The organism is Frankia nepalensis (assembly GCF_016786325.1).
Classification (GTDB): Bacteria; Actinomycetota; Actinomycetes; order Frankiales; family Frankiaceae; genus Pseudofrankia; species Pseudofrankia nepalensis.
Genome location: NZ_JADWYU010000029.1, coordinates 1 through 18,598, shown reverse-complemented (window position 1 = coordinate 18,598; position 18,598 = coordinate 1). Strand labels below are relative to the sequence as shown.

At 72.5% G+C, this 18,598-nt stretch carries 13 protein-coding genes, 1 tRNA gene and 1 pseudogene; 5 read left to right on the top strand and 10 right to left on the bottom strand.

Translation table 11 applies throughout. The features are described 5' to 3' along the window. Nucleotides 1–130 precede the first annotated feature (130 nt). Nucleotides 131–1,390 carry a rhomboid family intramembrane serine protease gene (locus I6A81_RS01185; RefSeq protein ID WP_203007577.1) on the top strand — a complete coding sequence of 420 codons (1,260 nt, stop codon included), beginning with the start codon at nucleotides 131–133 and terminating at the stop codon, nucleotides 1,388–1,390. Between the two features lie 48 nt (nucleotides 1,391–1,438). Here I6A81_RS01185 and I6A81_RS01180 read toward each other — a convergent pair whose 3' ends face one another. Further along, nucleotides 1,439–2,545, bottom strand: coding sequence for an SAM-dependent methyltransferase (locus I6A81_RS01180; protein ID WP_203007576.1), 1,107 nt, complete (start codon nucleotides 2,543–2,545; stop codon nucleotides 1,439–1,441). Between the two features lie 687 nt (nucleotides 2,546–3,232). Here I6A81_RS01180 and I6A81_RS01175 point away from each other — a divergent pair. Together I6A81_RS01175 and I6A81_RS01170 are read left to right on the top strand one after the other, a co-directional pair. After that, nucleotides 3,233–5,137: a glycoside hydrolase family 15 protein gene (locus I6A81_RS01175; RefSeq protein WP_203007575.1), complete on the top strand. Its 1,905-nt coding sequence runs from the start codon at nucleotides 3,233–3,235 to the stop codon at nucleotides 5,135–5,137. A gap of 56 nt (nucleotides 5,138–5,193) precedes the next feature. Further along, entirely contained in the window at nucleotides 5,194–5,574 is a 381-nt protein-coding gene (locus I6A81_RS01170; RefSeq protein ID WP_203007574.1) for a hypothetical protein, read from the top strand. 277 nt (nucleotides 5,575–5,851) lie between these two features. Here the strand turns inward: I6A81_RS01170 and I6A81_RS01165 are convergent, their stop codons facing one another. From I6A81_RS01165 to I6A81_RS01125, 9 genes are all read right to left on the bottom strand, one after another. Then, nucleotides 5,852–6,115, bottom strand: a complete 264-nt coding sequence (locus I6A81_RS01165) for a cell division protein CrgA (protein WP_203007573.1) — start codon at nucleotides 6,113–6,115, stop codon at nucleotides 5,852–5,854. Nucleotides 6,116–6,204: 89 nt separating this feature from the next. After that, the gene (locus I6A81_RS01160) at nucleotides 6,205–6,855 is read right to left on the bottom strand and encodes an aminodeoxychorismate/anthranilate synthase component II (RefSeq protein ID WP_203007572.1); all 651 of its coding nucleotides are present in this window, start codon (nucleotides 6,853–6,855) and stop codon (nucleotides 6,205–6,207) included. Nucleotides 6,856–6,943: 88 nt separating this feature from the next. Continuing rightward, nucleotides 6,944–8,998 (bottom strand): Stk1 family PASTA domain-containing Ser/Thr kinase, encoded by a 2,055-nt coding sequence (gene pknB, locus I6A81_RS01155; protein ID WP_307874389.1) that lies wholly within the window; start codon nucleotides 8,996–8,998, stop codon nucleotides 6,944–6,946. Continuing rightward, on the bottom strand, nucleotides 8,991–10,700 hold the full coding sequence (locus tag I6A81_RS01150; protein WP_203010064.1) for a serine/threonine-protein kinase: 1,710 nt from the start codon (nucleotides 10,698–10,700) through the stop codon (nucleotides 8,991–8,993). Before I6A81_RS01150 ends, pknB begins: the two co-directional genes overlap by 8 nt. Next, nucleotides 10,697–12,154: a peptidoglycan D,D-transpeptidase FtsI family protein gene (locus I6A81_RS01145; RefSeq protein WP_203007298.1), complete on the bottom strand. Its 1,458-nt coding sequence runs from the start codon at nucleotides 12,152–12,154 to the stop codon at nucleotides 10,697–10,699. Before I6A81_RS01145 ends, I6A81_RS01150 begins: the two co-directional genes overlap by 4 nt. Continuing rightward, nucleotides 12,151–13,638, bottom strand: coding sequence for an FtsW/RodA/SpoVE family cell cycle protein (locus I6A81_RS01140; protein ID WP_203007299.1), 1,488 nt, complete (start codon nucleotides 13,636–13,638; stop codon nucleotides 12,151–12,153). Before I6A81_RS01140 ends, I6A81_RS01145 begins: the two co-directional genes overlap by 4 nt. Beyond that, nucleotides 13,635–14,969, bottom strand: coding sequence for a PP2C family protein-serine/threonine phosphatase (locus I6A81_RS01135; protein WP_203007300.1), 1,335 nt, complete (start codon nucleotides 14,967–14,969; stop codon nucleotides 13,635–13,637). Before I6A81_RS01135 ends, I6A81_RS01140 begins: the two co-directional genes overlap by 4 nt. Beyond that, nucleotides 14,966–15,514 carry an FHA domain-containing protein FhaB/FipA gene (locus tag I6A81_RS01130; RefSeq protein WP_203007301.1) on the bottom strand — a complete coding sequence of 183 codons (549 nt, stop codon included), beginning with the start codon at nucleotides 15,512–15,514 and terminating at the stop codon, nucleotides 14,966–14,968. Before I6A81_RS01130 ends, I6A81_RS01135 begins: the two co-directional genes overlap by 4 nt. Before the next feature lie 6 nt (nucleotides 15,515–15,520). After that, entirely contained in the window at nucleotides 15,521–17,080 is a 1,560-nt protein-coding gene (locus tag I6A81_RS01125; RefSeq protein ID WP_203007302.1) for an FhaA domain-containing protein, read from the bottom strand. Between the two features lie 217 nt (nucleotides 17,081–17,297). Between I6A81_RS01125 and I6A81_RS01120 the strand changes: the two genes are divergently transcribed. Next, nucleotides 17,298–17,380 (top strand) — tRNA-Leu (locus I6A81_RS01120). A 337-nt stretch (nucleotides 17,381–17,717) separates the two neighbouring features. Next, a pseudogene (locus I6A81_RS01115) lies at nucleotides 17,718–18,598 on the top strand (FUSC family protein); the annotation flags it as partial.

Genomic DNA, 18,598 nt, shown 5'->3' with positions numbered 1-18,598 from the left:
GCGGAGGCGCCCCCCGAGGGCCGCTGCCGGCATACCCGAGGGACGTCATGGCCAGGGTGGGGGCCCGGCGGGCCGGCCGTCGCGCGACGGCCGGCGTACCAGCTGACGGTGCCCGGGGAAGGCGGCGGGCATGACGGCGCAGGGCACCGGGCCGTCCGAGCCGGTAGCCGGTTCCGGGCCGGCGGGAGCCGAAGCGAGCGGCGCGGTCCCCGGCCAGGCGGGCGGCGCCGGGGCGGAGCAGCGTTCCCAGTGGGCGCGGCCCCTGGACCCGGCCGACCAGGCGCCACCGGCGCCGAGCATCCCACCCGCGCCCGCCGAGCCGGACGGCCGGCGTCTCCAGGACGCCGGTGGGCCGGCGTCGCCAGGTCTGCCGACCGGGCATCCGGGCTGGACGGCGCCGCCCGCGCCGGGGCAGCCGCCGGTGCCGTGGTCGGCGCCCCAGGGCGCGCCGTTCGCCGGGCAGCCCGGGGCGCCGGCGCCGGCGAGCGGGTCCGGCCCGGGCGGCGGCCAGCCGTCCCCGCCGGGCGGGCAGCCCGGGCAGCAGACCCGTTGCTACCGGCACACCGACCGGGAGGCGTTCGTCTCCTGCCAGCGCTGCGGCCGGCCGATCTGCCCGGACTGCATGCGCCCGGCATCGGTTGGCTTCCACTGCCCGGAGGAGGGCGGCGCCCCCCGGCGCCCGGCGCGCACCGCGCTCGGCGGCCGGGCCGAGAACGCCTCGTCCGGCCTCGTCACGAAGATCCTGATCGCGCTCTGCCTCGTCGCCTTCGTGCTGCAGGGACTGCCCGGGCTCAGCGGCGGGAGCCGCGTCAACAGCTTCACCGAAGACTTCGGGATGTCCGTCTTCTACATCGTGGCGAACCACGAGTACTACCGGCTCGTGAGCCCGGCGTTCCTGCACGGCTCGATCTTCCACATCCTGATCAACATGTACGCGCTGTACGTGCTCGGCATGCAACTGGAGGCCACCCTCGGCCGGCTGCGTTACCTCGCCCTCTTCCTCGGGTGCGCGGTCGCCGGGAACACACTCAGCTTCCTGATGCACCGTGACGAGGCCGGTTACCTGTCGGTCGGCGCCTCCACGGCGATCTTCGGTTTCGCCGCCGCCTACTACGTGGTCGCGCGCCGGTTGCGCATCGACGCCCGGCCGATCCTGATCGTCATCGGGATCAACCTGGTGCTCACGTTCACCATCTCGGGCATCGACATGTGGGGCCACATTGGCGGTCTCGCCGCCGGGCTGCTGCTGGGACTGGTCTACGCCTACGTGCCGCGGCGGCTCGCCGCGCTGCAGGCGCTCGGCACCGTCGCCCTCGTCGGAGTGTGCGTCCTCGTGGCGGTCCTGGGCACGCCGAGCCTCGCCGAACTCCTGAGCAACACCAGAGGCTGACCGGCTGACGAGCCCCGAGAGAGGGCTTGGCGGTCCCTGCCTCCTGAGTCAGCGCCAGCCGACGGAGGCGTAGACGGGGATCCGGCCGAAGTGCGGGCGCGGGCGCTCGTCGGGGGCGTGCCACTCCTCGGCCGGTACCAGGCCGGGCTCGATCGGATCCCAGGTGCTGACCAGGTCGACGGTCTGGGCGTGCGGCCGCTGCGTGCCGGGCAGGCCGGCCTGCTCGAACAGCCCGCGCAGACCGCGCGCGCTGCCCTCGTCGCACAGCTGGGAGAAGATCAACAGGCTTCCCCGCGGCGTGGCCTCGCGGTAGCCGCGCAGCACCTCGCGGGGGTCGCGGTCGTCGGCGACCTGCGGCAGCCCGGGCACCGCCACCACCACGATCGGTCGGGTCAGGTCGAGCCGGGCTCGGACGCCGGGGTGGCGCAGCACCTCGTCCGGCCGGGCCAGGTCCGCCCGCACCATCGTGGCCTGGTCGGTCGGGACGTCCGGCAGCACGCGGGCGATCACCAGCGGGTCCGGCTCGACGTAGACCGTCTGGCTTTCCGGCGCGACCGCGCAGGCGATCTCGTGCACGGGGTCGATGGTCCGCGCGCCGGCGCCGAGGGCGAGGAACTGGTTCACCCCGTTGCGGGCGGCGAACCGCACGGCGCGGACCAGGAACTCGCTGGTGACCCGCGCGGCGGCTGGCGCGTCCGGCCACTCCAGCAGGATCGCCAGCGCGAACCGCCGGTCCACCCGGCGGTGCGCCGTGCCGCCGAGCAGGGCGTCGTACACGCCGGCCGAGGTCGGGCGCTCGCTCTGGTCGCCCTGTGGGCGAAACCCGGTGGGCACCGGGATGGTGAGGCCCGCGCTCGGGCCGACCTGCTGGACCGGGCGCAGGGGCCCCACCGGGCCGAACGGCTCGACCCACCGAAGCGGGCTGGACCCGGTGGTGGGGCTGGCGACGCCGAGCGGCTCGAGTGACTCGCGGGGGACGGTGGGCCCGCGGGAGTCGGCCGGCTCCAGGGGCGCGGATGGCCACGACCGTGCCAGGACCGAGCTGTCGCCCGGGCCTCTGGCGTTCCCGCCGGGTCGCGGGTCCGGCCCGAATGCCGCCGAGATCTGCATGCTGCCGCCGTGCCTCCTGGCGACCATGGGTCCGGTGGACGTCATGTCGTCACCTTTCGGTTCTTGCTGGATGGCGCCGGCGCCGGCCGGCTCCATGATCACTGTGTCCAGGTCGTCGGCGTTGGGCACGCCCGCCGAGAGAAGGCCTCGGGCGGGCGCGGCCCGACCGTCGGACCGAAGGCCCGACGACCCGGACGCGCGCACGGGCCGGCGGTGTTCGGGGCACGGATCCGAACACCGCCGAAGGGGACTCGCTGGCAGCCCGGTGGGGGCCGCCGGCCGGGCGATCGCGGGAGCCAGAGGCATGCGACCGGCATGCTCCGGGTCGTCGTCGCACGGCCGTCCGCTCGCTAGGGGAGCGGGCCGTTGGCCACGGGTACGAGCAGGGACGATCGTGACGAAGACGTCCATGAGCCCGGTGGGCGGCTGGCCCCGTGGGTGGAGCTGAGCATCGCGGTCCCCCTTGACGTGTGCTGGGACAGATTATCGGTACGGCGCGCGAGCTGATAAGCCGCTTACCTCTTTCTGAGGTGCGAATTTTTCAGGTGGGTGCCTGGAATCGCCCGAATGGTGCGTGACGGGCCGCGGCCAGCTACATCTTGATTACTATCAGCTTCTACCTCCTATACAATGGGCAACGATGTGGGGTCGCTGATCCCCTCGGGCCATGGGAGGAACTGGGACGGAAGGCGCGTGCGCGGCGAAACGGACGCCGCGGAACGGGGGTAAGCGGTGGCGCATTCACCGACACGCCGGCTTGGTGGCAGCCCGTTCCCGCCGATTGCCGAATACGCCTTTCTCTCGGACTGCGAGACGACTTGCCTGGTCGCGCCGAGCGGCAACGTCGAGTGGATGTGCGTGCCGCGTCCGGACGCGCCGAGCGTGTTCGGCTCGATTCTGGACCGCTCGGCCGGTGGGTTCCGGTTCGGACCCGAGCGCATCATGATCCCGGCCGGCAGGCGCTACCTGCCGGGCACCAACGTCATGGAGACGACCTGGCAGACGCCGAACGGCTGGCTGATCGTCACGGACTGCCTGGTCATCGGCCGCTGGCACCGCACCGCCGCGCGCTCCAACACGCACCGGCGCACCCCGATGGACTGGGACGCCGAGCACGTGCTGCTGCGCACCGCCCGCTGCGAGCACGGCCAGGTCGACCTCAGCCTGCTCTGCGAGCCGAACTTCGACTACGGCCGTAAACCCGAGTCCTGGGAGTACGAGGGCGAGGGCTACTCATCCGGGATCATCACCAACGCCGAGACCGGCGTCACCCTGCGGCTGCGCACGGACCTTCGGCTCGGCCTCGACGGCCGGCGCGCGCTGGTGCGCACCACGCTCAAGGAGGGCGACACCGCGTTCGTCGCGCTCACCTGGCGGGCGCGTGACCCGATGCTGCCCACCACCTACGCGCAGGCGCTGGCCGCCGTCGAGTCCACCACCGAGTTCTGGCGGCAGTGGCTGTCCCGGGGGATGTTCCCCGACCATCCGTGGCGGCGTCACCTGCAGCGCAGCGCACTGGCGCTCAAGGGCCTGACGTACGCGCCGACCGGCGCGCTGCTGGCCGCCGCGACCACCTCGTTGCCGGAGACGCCGCAGGGCCAGCGCAACTGGGATTACCGCTACAGCTGGATCAGGGACTCCACCTTCGCGCTGTGGGGCCTCTACACACTCGGCCTGGACTACGAGGCAAACGACTTCTTCTCATTCATCGCGGACGTCTGTGAGGAAAACGGCGACATCCAGGTGATGTACCGCGTCGGCGGCGAGTCCGACCTGGAGGAACAGGTCCTCGGGCATCTGTCCGGCTACGACGGCGCCACCCCCGTCCGTGTCGGCAACGATGCCTACAAACAGCGCCAGCACGACGTGTGGGGCACCGTGCTCGACTCGGTCTACCTGCACACGAAGTCGCGGGACTACCTGTCCGAGCGCCTGTGGCCGGTGCTCGTCCGGCTGGCCGAGTCGGCCGCCACCCACTGGCGCGAGCCGGACCGCGGCATCTGGGAGGTGCGTGGCGAACCGCGGCACTTCACCACCTCGAAGATGATGTGCTGGGTGGCGCTCGACCGCGGCCGCCGGCTCGCGCAGATGCGCGGCGACCTGAAGACGGCGGCCCGCTGGAAGACCATCGCCGAGGAGATCCACGCCGACGTCTGCGCGCACGGCGTCGACGACCGCGGCGTGTTCACCCAGTACTACGGCTCGACCTCGCTGGACGCCTCCGCCCTGCTCGTCCCCCTGCTCGGCTTCCTGCCGGCGTCCGACGACCGGGTCAAGGCGACCGTGCTGGCGATCGCCGACGAGTTGACCATCGACGGGCTGGTGCTGCGCTACCGGACCGACGAGACCGACGACGGGATCGGCGGCGAGGAGGGCGCCTTCCTGATCTGCTCGTTCTGGCTGGTCTCGGCGCTGGTCGAGATCGGCGAGCTGCACCGGGCCCGGCAGCTGTGCGAGCGCCTGCTGTCGATGGCGAGCCCGCTCGACCTGTTCGCGGAGGAGGTGGACGCCGCGACCGGCCGCCACCTCGGCAACTTCCCGCAGGCGTTCACCCACCTGGCCTTGATCACGGCCACGATGTACGTGATCCGGGCGGAGGACGCCGAGGCATACGCGCGCCCGTCGCCGTCCACCTGACCAGCCCACCGGCCCACCGGCCGAACTCACGGCGAGCCAGCTCATAGCATGAGGGCGTGGCGAAGCTGAAGGTCGCGGGTGGTCGGGTCGAGGTCGTGCTCAGCCAGAAGGAGCGGCTCGCGGCACTGCGGGGGGACGTGTCGGCCGATCTCGGCGAGGTCGCCGAGATCCGGGTCTCGGCGCGCCCGTTCGGTGAGCTGCGCGGCATCCGGGCCCCAGGGGCCGGCTTCCCCGGTGTGATCGCGCTGGGTACCTGGCGCCACCGGGGCGGCAAGGACTTCGTCGCGGTCTACCGGGGCCGTCCGGCCGTCGTGGTGGAGCTTGCCCCCGGCGGAGAGTTCGGGCGTTTCGTCGTCGGCGTCGAGGACCCCGACGCGACGGCCGCCGCCGTGCGCGCGGCCCTCGCCCCCGACGGGGTTCCCGCGGCCGCGCGCTGAGCAGGCTCGCTCGCGAGGATCCGCTCGCGAGGATCCGAACGACGGTTGACGGCCAGGATCTCGACCCACGAGCGTTCGACCCACGAGCGCGTGGTCGCGCCGGGTCACGATCTCGTCGCTTTGTGTTGCGTTGTATCGTCTAGCCGCTATCCACACATGTGGACAACGGTTGTGGATAAATCTCAGCCGTGCAACTCGGCGGGGAGCGCGGCCGCCGGTCAGGCGGCCGGGCCCCGTGTTCGTCCGCGCCGGCCGGCGACCGGCGCCGTGGGCACGGCTAGTGCCACTGGGTCGCCACGCCGAGGCCAATCACGACAAAACCGAAGCCGATCAGGATGTTCCACCCGCCGAGGTCCTCCATCCCGAACACGCCGCCGTTCGAGAAGTAGTAGGTCAGCAGGTAGGCGATCCCGATCAGGAAGAACGCCAGGATCACCCCGCCGAACCAGCGAGGCGACTGCTGCCTGCGCTTCGCAACAACCGGGGTGGTGGCACGGGTCTGCGTGGCATTCTTCGGCTTGCGACGTCGCGACTCGGGCACGGGAATGTCTCCTTGTTGGACCTAACAACGCTGCGTGCAGGCTATTACGACACCTGCCCCGGTGGCTCCCGTGGTCGGTGTGGACTCGCTCAGGCGAAGGCCGCCTGGCGCAGGGTCTCCACCTCGCTGGACAGGGCGGGCGCGAGCCGGCGGGCCGCGCCGCCGTCGCCGCAGCCCTCCAGCCAGCGCGCGAGCATCAGGTGGCCGCCCTGGGTGAGCACCGACTCGGGGTGGAACTGCACCCCCTCGATCGGCAGCTCGCGGTGCCGCATGGCCATCACGACGCCGCTGTCGGTCCGCGCGGTCACCTCGATCTCCGGCGGCAGTGTGGCCTCCTGGACCGCCAGCGAGTGGTAGCGGGTCGCGACGAACGGGTCGGGCAGGTCGGCGAGCACGCCGGTCCGGTCGTGGCGCACGACGGACGTCTTGCCGTGCAGCAGCTCGGGTGCCCGGTCGACGGTCGCGCCGAACGCGACGCCGATCGCCTGATGGCCGAGGCAGACGCCGAACACCGGCAGCCCGCGCGCCGCGGCGGCGGTCACCATCGGGATGGTGACGCCGGCGGCCTCCGGCGTGCCGGGGCCGGGGGAGAGCAGCACGCCGTCGACGCCCAGCTCACCGACCCGCTCCGGGTCCACCTCGTCGTTGCGCCGGACCACGCACTGGGCGTCGAGCTGGCCCAGGTACTGGACGAGGTTGAAGACGAACGAGTCGTAGTTGTCGACGACCAGGATGCGCATGCCGCTCTCGTTCCTGTCCTTGCCGCTTGCCGCGCGCGGGTGGGCCGGGCGTGCCGTGGGCGGCCGCTGGGGCCGCCCACGGCACCGCTCAGCCAGTCGGTGAGCCGCCGCCACCGCCGGGCAGCGTGATGGTCGCCGTCGGGGTCGAGGTCGGGCTCGGGCTGGTGTTGGGGCTGGTCGGCGGTGGGCCCGAGGTCTGGGTCGGCCCGACCTGCTTGGCGACGACCAGGGTGATCGTGTCGCCCCGCTCGACCGTGGCGTTGGCCGGGGTCTGGTCGATGACCGTGCCCGGCTGCTTGTCGGCGCTGAGCTGCTCGTCGATGGTGTACTTCAGCCCCAGCTTCTCGATCTCCGCGATCGCCACGCTGACCTGCCGGCCGCGGTAGTCGCCGACGTTGACCGACGAGCTGACCACGTAGATCGTGACCTCGGTGCCCGGCGTCGCCCGCTGCCCGGCCTTCGGGTTGGTGTCCTCCACCTGGCCCGGCCGCCTGGTAGCCGTGCCGGAGAAGGTGTCGGAGTTCACCTCGAAGCCCGCGTCGGTGAGGGTCTGGGTCGCCTGCTGCTCGCTCTGGCCGACGACGTTCGGGACCTCGACCGCGTCCGGCGCGACCGCGATCGTCAGCTTGATCGTGGTGGTCTTGTCGACCTTCTGGCCCTCAGGGGGGTCGATCGCGGTCACCGTGTCGGGCTCCGCGTCGGCGTTCGTGACCTGCTCCTCCTGGAAGTTGGTGAAGCCAAGGTCGCTCAGCCGGGTCTTGACCACGTCCGGCGGCTGGCCGATCAGGCCCCCCGGGATCGTCTCCTGGGTGGTCGCGGTGTCGTCGCCCTTGCCGCCGCTGTCGTTGCTGAACAGCGAGGTGGCCACCAGCGAGACGACGACGAAGGTGAGCACGACGGCGAGGCCGGCGAGCACCCACTTCCACGCGCCCGAGCCGCGCCTGGGCTCCGGGCCGGCTGGCCCGCCCTGGCCACCCGGGCCGCTGGCCGCGCCGCCCTGGCCGTAGCGGTCGAACTCGCCGGTGGGCGCGAACCGGTCGAACTGGTCGGTGTACCCGGAGCGCCCCCGGGGCTCGTCGTAGCCGCCCCGGCCGCCGTAGCCGCCGTTCGCGTAGGCCGTCTCCTGGTAGCCACCGGTGTCGCGGTAGCCGGTGTCCCGGTAGTCGGTGTCGTCGCGGCGGTAGTCGTCCTGGTAGCCGCCGGGGCGGCCGGCGATCTGGGTCGCCGCCATCGAGCCGCCGGACGGCCGGCCCGGCGGCTGCTGCTGGGCGAGCACCCGGCGGCCGGACAGCGCCCGCTCCAGGTCGTCGCGCATCTCCCCGGCGGTGGAGTACCGGTTCTCGATCTCCTTCTCGAGCGCCTTGAGCGTCACCGCGTCCGCCACCGCCGACAGCTGCGGGTTGCGCCGCGACGGCGGGTCGGGCAGCTCCCGGACGTGCTGGTAGGCCACGGCGACCGGGTTGTCGCCGCGGAACGGCGGCTCGCCGGTGAGCAGCTCGTAGAGCAGCACCCCGGTGGAGTAGACGTCGCTGGCCGGGCCGACCTTCGCGCCGCGGGCCTGCTCCGGGGAGAGGTACTGGGCGGTGCCGATGACGGCCTGAGTGGCGGTCATCGTCGACGACGTGGCGTTGCTGGCCTTGGCGATGCCGAAGTCCATCACCTTGACCACGCCGTCCGGGGTGAGCATCACGTTCGCCGGCTTGATGTCGCGGTGGATGATGCCCAGCCGGTGGCTGTAGTCCAGCGCCGCGCAGATGTCGGAGGTGATCTCCATCGCCCGGCGCTCGGGGATCGGGCCCTCGCGCTGCAGCACCTCGCGCAGGGTGCGCCCCTCGACGAACTCCATCACGATGTACGGCAGCCGGCTGCCGTTGATGAGGTCCTCGCCGGTGTCGTAGACCGACACGATCGCCGGGTGGTTGAGGCCGGCGGCGGACTGCGCCTCCCGCTGGAAGCGCTTGAGGAAGTTCGGGTCGCGGGCGAGGTCCGAGCGCAGCACCTTCACGGCCACGTCCCGGCCGAGCCGGACGTCGCGGCCCCGGTAGACCTCGGCCATGCCGCCGTAGCCGATGCCGCCGCCCAGCTCGTACCGGCCACCGACGAGACGTGGCTCCGTCCCGTACATCTCCGTCACATCAGACACCGCCGTTCGCCTCCACGACGACGATCCCATCATCGCCGGGCCCGGTCGTCACTGTCGGTGTGATTGGAGTCGCTGACTGGCTGGAACCGCCGGAGCTGGCGATCGAGCGGGTGATCAGGGCGCACACGACCACGGTGATCGCCAGCAGCACGAGCAGCACCGGCAGGCTCAGCCTGCGCCGCCGGCCGCCGGCCGCCGCGCCGGCCCTGCCCGCCGGGCCCGCCCCGCCCCGGCGGTTCGCCGCCCGGCCGGCCGGGCGCCACCCGTCCTGCTCGTCGTCGTGGACCGGAGGTGGTGGCTGCGCCGCGGCCAGGCCGGTCTCGGCGAGCCGCTCGTCGTCCGTGCCCGGCGGCCAGGCACCCCCCGCCGGCTGGTAGGCCGTCGGGGCCGGCTGATAGGCGGCGTGCCCCGGCTGCTCGGCCTGGTAGGCGGTCGGCGCCCCCGCCGCGGGCTGCTGGTAGGCCGTGGCGCCCGGCTGGTAACCCGTGGCGCCGTCCCGCGGGTACCCGCCGGGCTGGTAGGCGGTCGGCGCGCCACCCGCGGGCTGCTGGTAGCCGGTCCCGCCGGGCTGGTAGCCGGTGGCGCCCGGCTGGTAGCCGGTGGCGCCCGGCTGGTAGCCCGGCGCGGGGCCGCGGCCCGCGGCGCCTGGGTAGCCGCCGCGCGCCGTGGCGGGGCTCGTGGCGCCGGCCGCGGGCGTGCCGGCCGGGCCGTCGGCGAGCCAGGACGGCGTCCTGGTTCGCCCGCGCGGCGGCGGGCCGGCCGGTCCCGGGTGGCGCGCCGTCATGTCCGGGGTGTGCCCGCCGGCGGCCCAGCGGGGCTCGGGCGCGAACAGCTCGCGGCGGATGCCGGCCGCGCTGCGCGCGAACGCGCCGGCGGACGACGGCCGGCGCGCCGAGTTCTTCGCCATCGCCTGTTCGACCAGCGAGCGCACCTGGTAGGGAACGTCCGCCGGCAGCGGGGGCGGGTTGTCCTGCTGGTGCGCCATGACGACCACGATCGGGTTGCGGTCGTCGAACGGCCGGCGGCCGGCCAGGCACTCGTAGGCGACGACACCGAGCGAGTAGACGTCACTGGCCGGGGTGACCGGGCGGCCCGACGCCTGCTCGGGGGACACGTAGTAGGCCGTGCCCATCATGATCCCGGTGGCGGTGAGCGGGGCCGCGTCGACGGCCCGCGCGATGCCGAAGTCGGTGACCTTGACGACGCCGTCGTGGCGGATGAGCAGGTTGCCCGGCTTGATGTCGCGGTGCACGATGCCGAGCGCGTGCGCGGCCTGCAGCGCGTCGGCCGCCTGCCCGAGGACGTCGAGCATCCGCTCGGGCGGCAGCCGCTTCTCCCGGTGCAGGATGGCCGACAGCGGCTCGCCCTCGACCAGCTCCATCACCAGGTAGGCGGTCGGGTGGTCGTCGACGGTCGCGACCTCGCCGTAGTCGTAGACGGACGCGATGCCCGGGTGCGAGAGCCGCGCGGCGTGCCGCGCCTCGCCACGGAAGCGGACCAGGAAGGACTCGTCGCTGGCGTACTCCGGGCGCAGCAGCTTCACGGCGACCGGCCGGCCGAGGGTCTGGTCGACGCCGCGCCACACCTCGCCCATGCCGCCGGTGGCGATCCGGCCGTCGAGGCGGTAGCGGTTGTCAAGAACGGTGTTCGACGGAACGGCTCCGGCGAACGGCTGGGCTGGCTGGTGGGCGGGCTGGTTCATCCTCGAACGTCCAATGCGGTCTGCATGACCCTCTGTGCGATCGGGGCCGCGATGGATCCGCCGGTCCCGGACTCTCCGCCGCCGTCCTCGACGACGACCGCGATGGCGATGGTGGGGTTGTCGGCTGGGGCGAATCCAACGAACCAGGCGTGCGGTGGTTCGTTCGCCCCATGTTCGGCGGTACCGGTCTTCCCTGCCACCGACACGCCGTTGATCTGTGCCTTCCGTCCGGTGCCGGATCGGACCACCGACTCCATCATGGTGGTCAGATCGCTGGCTACCTGCGCGCTTATGGGTTGGCCGAGCTCCTCCGGCTCGGTATAAGCGATCCGCTTGAGGTCGGGACCGCTGAGTTCCTGAACGAGGTACGGCTTCATCATCCGCCCACCGTTCGCGATCGCCGCGACCACCTGTGCCATCTGGAGCGGGGTCACCCTGACGTCGTACTGGCCGATGGCCGACTGCGCGGTCTGCGCCTGGTCGAGGTCGCCGGGGAATCTGCTGGTCGCCTGCGGGAGCTCGAAGTCGTCGATGGTGCTGCCGAAGCCGAACGCCTCCGCCTGGTCGCGCAGCTTGTCGTCGCCGAGGTCCATGCCCAGCTGGGCGAACGCCGTGTTGCAGGAGATGGTCAGGGCGTGGATCAGCGTGTCGGTCCGGCCGTTGCCGCACCGCTCGCCGCCGAAGTTCGGCAGCTCCACGGTGCTCTGCGGCAGCGGGAGCTTGTCCGGGGCCGGGATCTCCGAGTTCGGGTCCCAGTCGCCCGACGACAGCGCCGCGGCGGCGGTTATGATCTTGAAGGTGGAGCCGGGCGGGTAGGTCTCCTGGATGGCCCGGTTGAGCAGCGGCTTCGCCGGGTCGGCCTCGAGCGTGCTGTAGTTCTTCTGCACGGTCTCCAGGTCGTGGCCCGCCAGGTCGTTCGGGTCGTACGACGGCGTCGACATCATGGCCAGGATCGCCCCGGTTCGCGGGTCGAGCGCGACCACGGCGCCCTTGCGGGTGCCGAGCGCCTCCGCGGCGGCCTGCTGGACGCGTGGGTCGATCGTGATGGCGACCGTCCCGCCGCGCCGGTCGTCGTTGGAGAACAGGCCGGTCACCTTGCTGGCGAGCAGCCGGTCGTCGTCGCCGTTGAGGAACGGGTTCTGCGAGCGCTCCAGCCCGGTCGCGCTGTAGAGCGTGAAGTAGCCCGTGACCGGCGCGTACAGCCGGCCGTCGGCGTACTGCCGCAGGTACTTGAACTCGTCGTCGACCGGCGTCGACGACGCGAGCGTGGTCCTCGTCGGGTCCGTGACGATGGCCCCGCGCTCGCGGTCGAGACGGGCGGCGATCTCCCGGCTGTTCGTCGGCTGCTGCTTGAGGCTGCGCTGCTGGCCGACCTGCACCCAGTTCGCGTTGATCAACAGGGCGGCGAACAGCACGACGCAGACGACGGTGACCTTGCGGATCGGCCGGTTCATGTCGCCTTCACCACCACCTGCGTCTCGGCGCCGGCCACCGCGCCCGGGTCGAACAGCGGGGCCGGGTCGGCCTTCTCCCGCTTGTCACGGGTGGTGGTGTCGCTGATCCGCAGCAGAATCGCGATGATCGCGGCATTGGCGACGATCGACGAACCGCCGTACGACATGAACGGCAAGGTGAGTCCGGTCAGCGGGATCAGCCGCATGACGCCGCCGACCTGTACGAAGACCTGGAAGGCGATGGTCGCCGACAGCCCGGTCGCCAGCAGCTTGCCGAACGGGTCGCGGGCGGCGACGGCCGCCCGCAGTCCGCGCATGACGATCAGCATGTACATCACCAGGATCGCCATGACACCGGTCAGCCCGAGCTCCTCACCCAGGCTGGCCATGATGAAGTCGGTGTTGGAGAACGGCACCTTGGTGGGGTTCCCCTGGCCGATGCCCGTGCCCAGCACTCCTCCGGCCGCGAACCCGTAGAGGCCCTGCACCAGTTGGTAGGACGTGCTCGTCGGGTTGGTGCCCTGGAAGGCGTGCAGCCAGCCGTCGACACGCACCTGGACGTGGTCGAAGAGCTGGTAGGCGAGCATGGCGCCGCCGCAGAACAGGCCGAGGCCGACCAGCACCCAGGAGACCTGCTCGGTCGCCGTGTAGAGGATCACCAGGAACATCGCGAACAGCAGCAGCGACGAGCCGAGGTCCTTCTCGACGATCAGCACGCCCAGGCTCGCCGCCCAGGCGACCACCACCGGCCCGAGGTCGCGCGGCCGCGGCAGCTTGAGGCCGAGGACGGTTGGCGAGGCGACCGAGATGACGTCGCGCATCCGGCCCAGATAGCCGGCGAAGAAGATCGCCAGCAGGATCTTGGACACCTCGCTGGGCTGGAACGAGAACGGCCCGACCCGCAGCCACAGCCGGGCGCCGTTGATCGTCGCGCCGATCCCGGGTACCACCGGCAGCAGCAGCAGGACGATGCCCGCCAGACCGGCCGTGTAGGTGTAGCGGGTGAGCGTCGTGTGGTCGCGCATCACCGCGAGGACCAGCACGAACACGATGATCGCGAGAAGTGTCCAGACCAGTTGGGTCTGCGCCGCGCCGACCGTTACGTCCTCGCCCGCCTTGCGCTGCGCGTCCGACCGGGCCAGGTCGATCCGATAGATCATCACCAGGCCGATCCCGTTGAGCGCGGCCGTCAGCGGCAGCAGCAGCGGATCGGCCGCCGGGGCGAACCAGCGCACCGCCAGATGCGCGACCCCCCACAGCGCGAAGAACCCCAGACCGTACGTGGCGATCTGGAAGGTGAGCTTGCCGTCGTGCGCCAGCATCAGCGCGGCCAGCGCACCAGTCGCCAGCAGCCCCGCGAACACGAGCAGAACAAGCTCGCGCCGACGGTACGGCGGGATGTCCAGCCCTGCTGGCAGCGGGAAGCCGGCGAAGGTCGCCGTCAGATCGGCGGGCCGTGGCCGACGCAGCGGCGGCAGGGTCATGGGTTCGCTGGCGCCGCCGCCGTCGACGGGATCCCGCTCGGCCCCAGGGTCGGGGTCGGCGACGGGGTCAGGCTCGGGCTCGGGCTCGGGCGGGTCGCCTCACCGGGGATCACCTCGTCGGTGTCGATGAGCTTCAGGTCGGCGACGATCTTCTCGGCGTCGGCGAGGTCGTCGGCGCCGATGCCGTCCCGCAGCGCGTCCCGCTGGTCCTGGGCGACGCTGGACAGCGGCAGGTCGTCGAAGATCTTGTGGGACTTGGCCAGCGACCCGAGGCTGGGCACGCCCTGCAGGATCGCCACCTTGTCGTCCCGGACGCCCACGTAGTACTGGTTGCGCATCCAGGTCCAGCCGACGACCGCGGTGACGACCAGCAGCACCACGACGGTCGCCCCGATGAACACGACGCGCCGCCCGCCGCGGCGCTCCGAGCCCTCGGCGAAGTCGTCCGCCGACAGCCCGCCGCGAGGGGAGCCCTTCCCGATCCTGGCGGCCTTCGCGGCCGCCGAGTCGGTGTCCGGGTTGCGCGGGTTCGGGCCGACCCGGGCCGCCGTCGCCCCCGGGACGCTCCCCTTCTCGGCGGCCGCGCCGGCGACCGTCGCCTCGTCGAGCGGCTCCTCGTCGTCGACGACGTCGGCCACCACCACCGTGATGTTGTCCGGGCCGCCGCCCTTGAGCGCGAGCTCCACCAGCCGGTCGACGGCGTCGCGCGGGCTCGTCCCCAGCAGCGCCTCGAGGATCGTCTCGCCGCTGACCACACCGGACAGGCCGTCGGTGCACAGCAGATAGCGGTCACCGAGCTGCGCCTGGCGCATCGACAGGTCGGGCTCGACCTCGCGGCCGTCGAGCGCCCGCATCAGCAGCGAGCGCTGCGGGTGGGTGTTCGCCTGCTCCGGGGTGATCCGGCCCTGGTCGACCAGGTCCTGGACCAGCGTGTGGTCATGCGTGACCTGGCTGAGCACCTCGTCACGCAGCAGGTAGCAGCGGGAGTCGCCGACGTGCAGCACACCGAGCTGGTCGCCCGACGCGAGCAGCGCGGTGACCGTGGTGCCCATGCCGTCGAGCGTCCCGTCCCGGGCGGACATCGCGCGCAGCTGGGCGTTCGCCTCGTGCATGGCGGCGACGAGCGCCTCCAGGACCTCGTCGGCGTCGGTCTCGGTGTCAAGCTCGGCGAGCGCGGAGACGACCGTCGAACTCGCCACCTCACCGGCGGCATGACCACCCATGCCGTCGGCGACGGCGAGCAGATAGGGACCGGCGTAGGCCGAGTCCTCATTTCCTTCTCGGACGTGGCCGACGTCCGAGCGGATCGCATAGTGAAGCCGAAGGCTCACCGGCGGAGCTCCAGGACCGTCTTGCCAATCCTGACCGGGGCGCCGAGGGGTACCGGCATGGGCGTGGTCACTTTCGTGTGTTCGAGAAAGGTTCCGTTGGTCGAGTTGAGATCTTCGACGAACCACCGACCTTCGTGCGGGACGAGTCTCGCATGCCGGCCGGACGCGAAGTCATCGTCAAGTACCAGCGTCGAGTCCGGAGCCCGTCCTATGGTGATCGGTTCGCCGGTTAGTGGGATGACGGTGCCCGCTAGCGGACCCTTTGTGACTACGACCTTGCTCGGCGGGTATGCATTGGGTGCGTTCGGTGGTGATGGGGCAGGAGCGGCCGGTCGTGGTTGGGCGGGCCGCGGCCGATGCGGTATTGGACCAGCGCCCTGCGCGCCGGCGCCGACGGCCACACCGCGGCGCGTGCGTCGCCGCGCCGGGTCGAACAGATCCGCGCGCACGGCGCGGACCGCCAACAGGACGAACGCCCAGAGCAACGTCAGGTAACCGATTTTCACCAGCAGCAGGACGAGCTCGCTCGGCTGGGTGGGATCCATCAGGCTTTACCAGCTCCGGTCGTTCGGAGGGGGTGAGCCCGGCCGGCGCCGACGGTCGTCGTCGGCCCGAGGACGAGCGGGGGCGCGGCCAGGTAGTTGGGTCTCGGCATCGTAGAGCTCTTCGGGAACACCGTCGCGGACTTCCCGGATCGGCTCCCGGGCCTCCCTGGCCGGCTCCGCCGACCTGGCAGGGCCCCCGGGTCCCGCCGGAGCCCCACGGCCACCAGGACGGCCGTCCCGGCCGTTCGCGGGCGGCCGCGAGGCGTTCCCTCGGGGACGCTCATCGGGACGCCTCTCGGCACGGCGACCAGGACCATGACCATCCCCCGCACCAGGGTACAGATCCCCGTCGGGATCCCGACGCGACCGCGCATCCCGCTCGTCACGCGGGCCCCGCCCGGCGCCGGGCGCCGCGTCGCGGTACGGCTCGTCACGCGGGCCCGCCGGGGGCCGGTGGGGGGCGTCCCGGTATCGCTCGTTGCGTGGGCCCGACCTGTCGGCGTACGGGTCGCGAGGGCCGGCGGGCCGGTCGCGGTAGGGCTCGTTGCGCGGGCTGGACCGGTCCGCGTACGGGTCCCGCCGCTCGGGCCGGCCCGGGCTCCCCGCCGGATCGGCGGCGGGGTCCCTGCCGGACCGGGGAAGCCGATCCGGTGGGTCGGCGCTGCGGCGGTACGGCTCGTTGCGTGGGCTGGACCGGTCCGGATACGGGTCGCGCCGCTCGCGCTCTGGCCGGCCGCCTGGGCCGGCGCGGTACGGGTCGGCGCCAGGGCCTCGCGGGTCCTCCCGGCGCGCGTACGGGTCCGGCGACGGGGACGGGGCGGCCCGGCCTGGCTCCCGGCCCCGCGCGTCCTCACGCTCGAAGGTGATCAAGGCGCTGCCGAGCTCGATCAGATCGCCGCTGACCAGCTTCACCTGCGTCGCCGGCCGGCCGTTCACGATGCTGCCGTTCGTCGAACCGGCGTCGACATAGAGGAAGTTGCCGTCCGGTAGCTGGCGGATCTCGCCGTGCCTGCGCGACACACCGGTGTCCGTCAGCCGGATGTCGCACTCCACGCTGCGGCCGATCAGCGTCGACTCCGCGGCCAGGGCGTACTCCCGCTCCTGTCCCGGCGGGGCTTCCTTGTTGGTGATCAGCAGGCGGGGAGCGCCCGGTGCCGCCCGCGGGCCGCGGTGCGCGGTGGCGATCACTCCAGGGTCGGCCGACGCCACGCTGCTGCGGATCCGGAACACGCCAACGTCCAGGTCCGACGCCTCGGCCAGCCGGACGTTCACCGGGCCGACGAAGGTGTACCGCTGCTCGGCCGCGTGCTCGCGGACCATCTCCGCCAGCTCGTCGCACAGAGCCCGGCTGTAGGGCGACAGCCGGGCATAGTCCCCGCTGGCCAGCTCGACGCCGAACTCGTTCGGCACGAGCACCCGGTTCGAGCTGATCGCCCGCCGGTCGTCGGTCTCCCGGGCCAACGCGCCCGCTATCTCCACCGGCTCGACGCCGCCCTTGAAGACCTTGGCGAACGCGCCCTCGACGAGGCCGCCCAGGCGACGCTCGAAACGTTGTAGCACGCCCATGCCCGACCTCCCTTCTCACCGGTAGGTGAGATCGTATGTCGCGCCCGGCCGCCTGCCCCGCCCACCGGTCGCGACCAGACCCGTCGCCTTACCGACCCGCCGGCTCACCGGGCGGCACAACGTCCCCGCGGACCTCGGGGCGGAACTGGTCCGTACCCCCCACCTGGACCGCACTTGGACGTGGTACGGTAGCTCCGGTTCACGGGAAAGACCACTCGGGCGAGTGGCGGAATGGCAGACGCGCACGGTTCAGGTCCGTGTGTCCGAAAGGACGTGGGGGTTCAACTCCCCCCTCGCCCACTCGCGTAGGGGCTCCTGCTCGCTGACCTTCGGTCAGCTTCGCCGGAGCCCGTTATTTTGCTCCGGGGCCGAGCCCCGGACCCCACGCCAGGGGGGCTTCGCCCCCCTGGACCCCCGATTGGGTCCGACTTATCTGGGTTGCTCCGGAGATTTGTTGGTTTCGCTGTTCTTGTTGTTTCCGTGCACGCTCGGTCTGTTTCTCTCATGGGGATTCTGTCGGGTGTCGGGAAGCTGACGTCCTTTCCTGACGGCGGTACCGCGCGGGGCCTATGGGCGGGCTTGATGGGTACCGGCTGGGGCTGGTTGCGGTGTGTGGGTGGTTGGGCATGAACGGGTGATGGAGCATCCGCCGCGGCTGCCGGTGCCCGAGCCGGGGAGCCGGGTGTCGCTGCGGGGGGTGTTCGAGATCACTCGGCTGCCGCCCGGGCGGGTGCGGCTGGCGATCATCAACGCGGTGGCCACCGGGGCGCCGCTGGCCGTGGGGGAGCTGACCGGGCGGCTGTCGGCCGGGCTGACGGCGGCGCTGGGCGCCATCACGGCGATCTACTTTCCGGCCTCCAGCTGGGGGTACCGGGCCCGGGCGCTGCCCGTGGTCGCGGTCGGGGCCGTGGCCGCGACCACCCTGGGAGCGATGGCCGGGGGAAACGCCTGGCGGACGGCTCTGACGGTCGCGGGGGTGGGGTTCCTCGCGACGATCCTGTTCACGGCGCTGCTCGCGCCGCCGCCGGGGCCGGTGCCGATCATCGTCGCGTGCGCGGTCGCGACCCAGCTGCCGCCGGGGTCGGCGTCGATCGAGGCGCGGGCCGTCCTGACGCTCGCCGGCGCGGTGTTCGCCTACCTGCTCACCATGGCCGGGGCGCGCCAGGACCGGGCCGGGCCGAGCAGGCGGGCGATCATCGGCGCGCTCGAGGCGCTCGCGGGCATGCTCGACACGGCCGGAGGGCCGCGGGCCGACGCGACCAGGCACGAGGCGGCGCAGGCCGTCCGGCGGGCCGAGGTGATCGTCGCCCGGGACCGGACCCGCGGCCCGCTCGCGAACGTCGCCGGCGGGCTGCGCCGCGTCTTCGACGCGGGCATCGCCTACGACACCGTCACCCATCACCGCCCGCCGAGCGGGGTCGCGGCCCGGCTGCGTGACCACGCCGCCAGCGTCGCCCGACGGGACTACGAGCCGGCGGCGCCGGCCACGGCCGGGGGAAGGGGCACGCCGGCCAGGCT

Coding starts and splice junctions, on each gene's coding strand:
- I6A81_RS01185 (WP_203007577.1), top strand. CDS start 131: ATGACGGCGCAGGGCACCGGGCCGTCCGAGCCGGTAGCCGGTTCCGGG.
- I6A81_RS01180 (WP_203007576.1), bottom strand. CDS start 2,545: ATGACGTCCACCGGACCCATGGTCGCCAGGAGGCACGGCGGCAGCATG.
- I6A81_RS01160 (WP_203007572.1), bottom strand. CDS start 6,855: ATGCGCATCCTGGTCGTCGACAACTACGACTCGTTCGTCTTCAACCTC.
- I6A81_RS01150 (WP_203010064.1), bottom strand. CDS start 10,700: ATGAACCAGCCCGCCCACCAGCCAGCCCAGCCGTTCGCCGGAGCCGTT.
- I6A81_RS01145 (WP_203007298.1), bottom strand. CDS start 12,154: ATGAACCGGCCGATCCGCAAGGTCACCGTCGTCTGCGTCGTGCTGTTC.
- I6A81_RS01140 (WP_203007299.1), bottom strand. CDS start 13,638: ATGACCCTGCCGCCGCTGCGTCGGCCACGGCCCGCCGATCTGACGGCG.
- I6A81_RS01130 (WP_203007301.1), bottom strand. CDS start 15,514: ATGGATCCCACCCAGCCGAGCGAGCTCGTCCTGCTGCTGGTGAAAATC.
- I6A81_RS01125 (WP_203007302.1), bottom strand. CDS start 17,080: ATGGGCGTGCTACAACGTTTCGAGCGTCGCCTGGGCGGCCTCGTCGAG.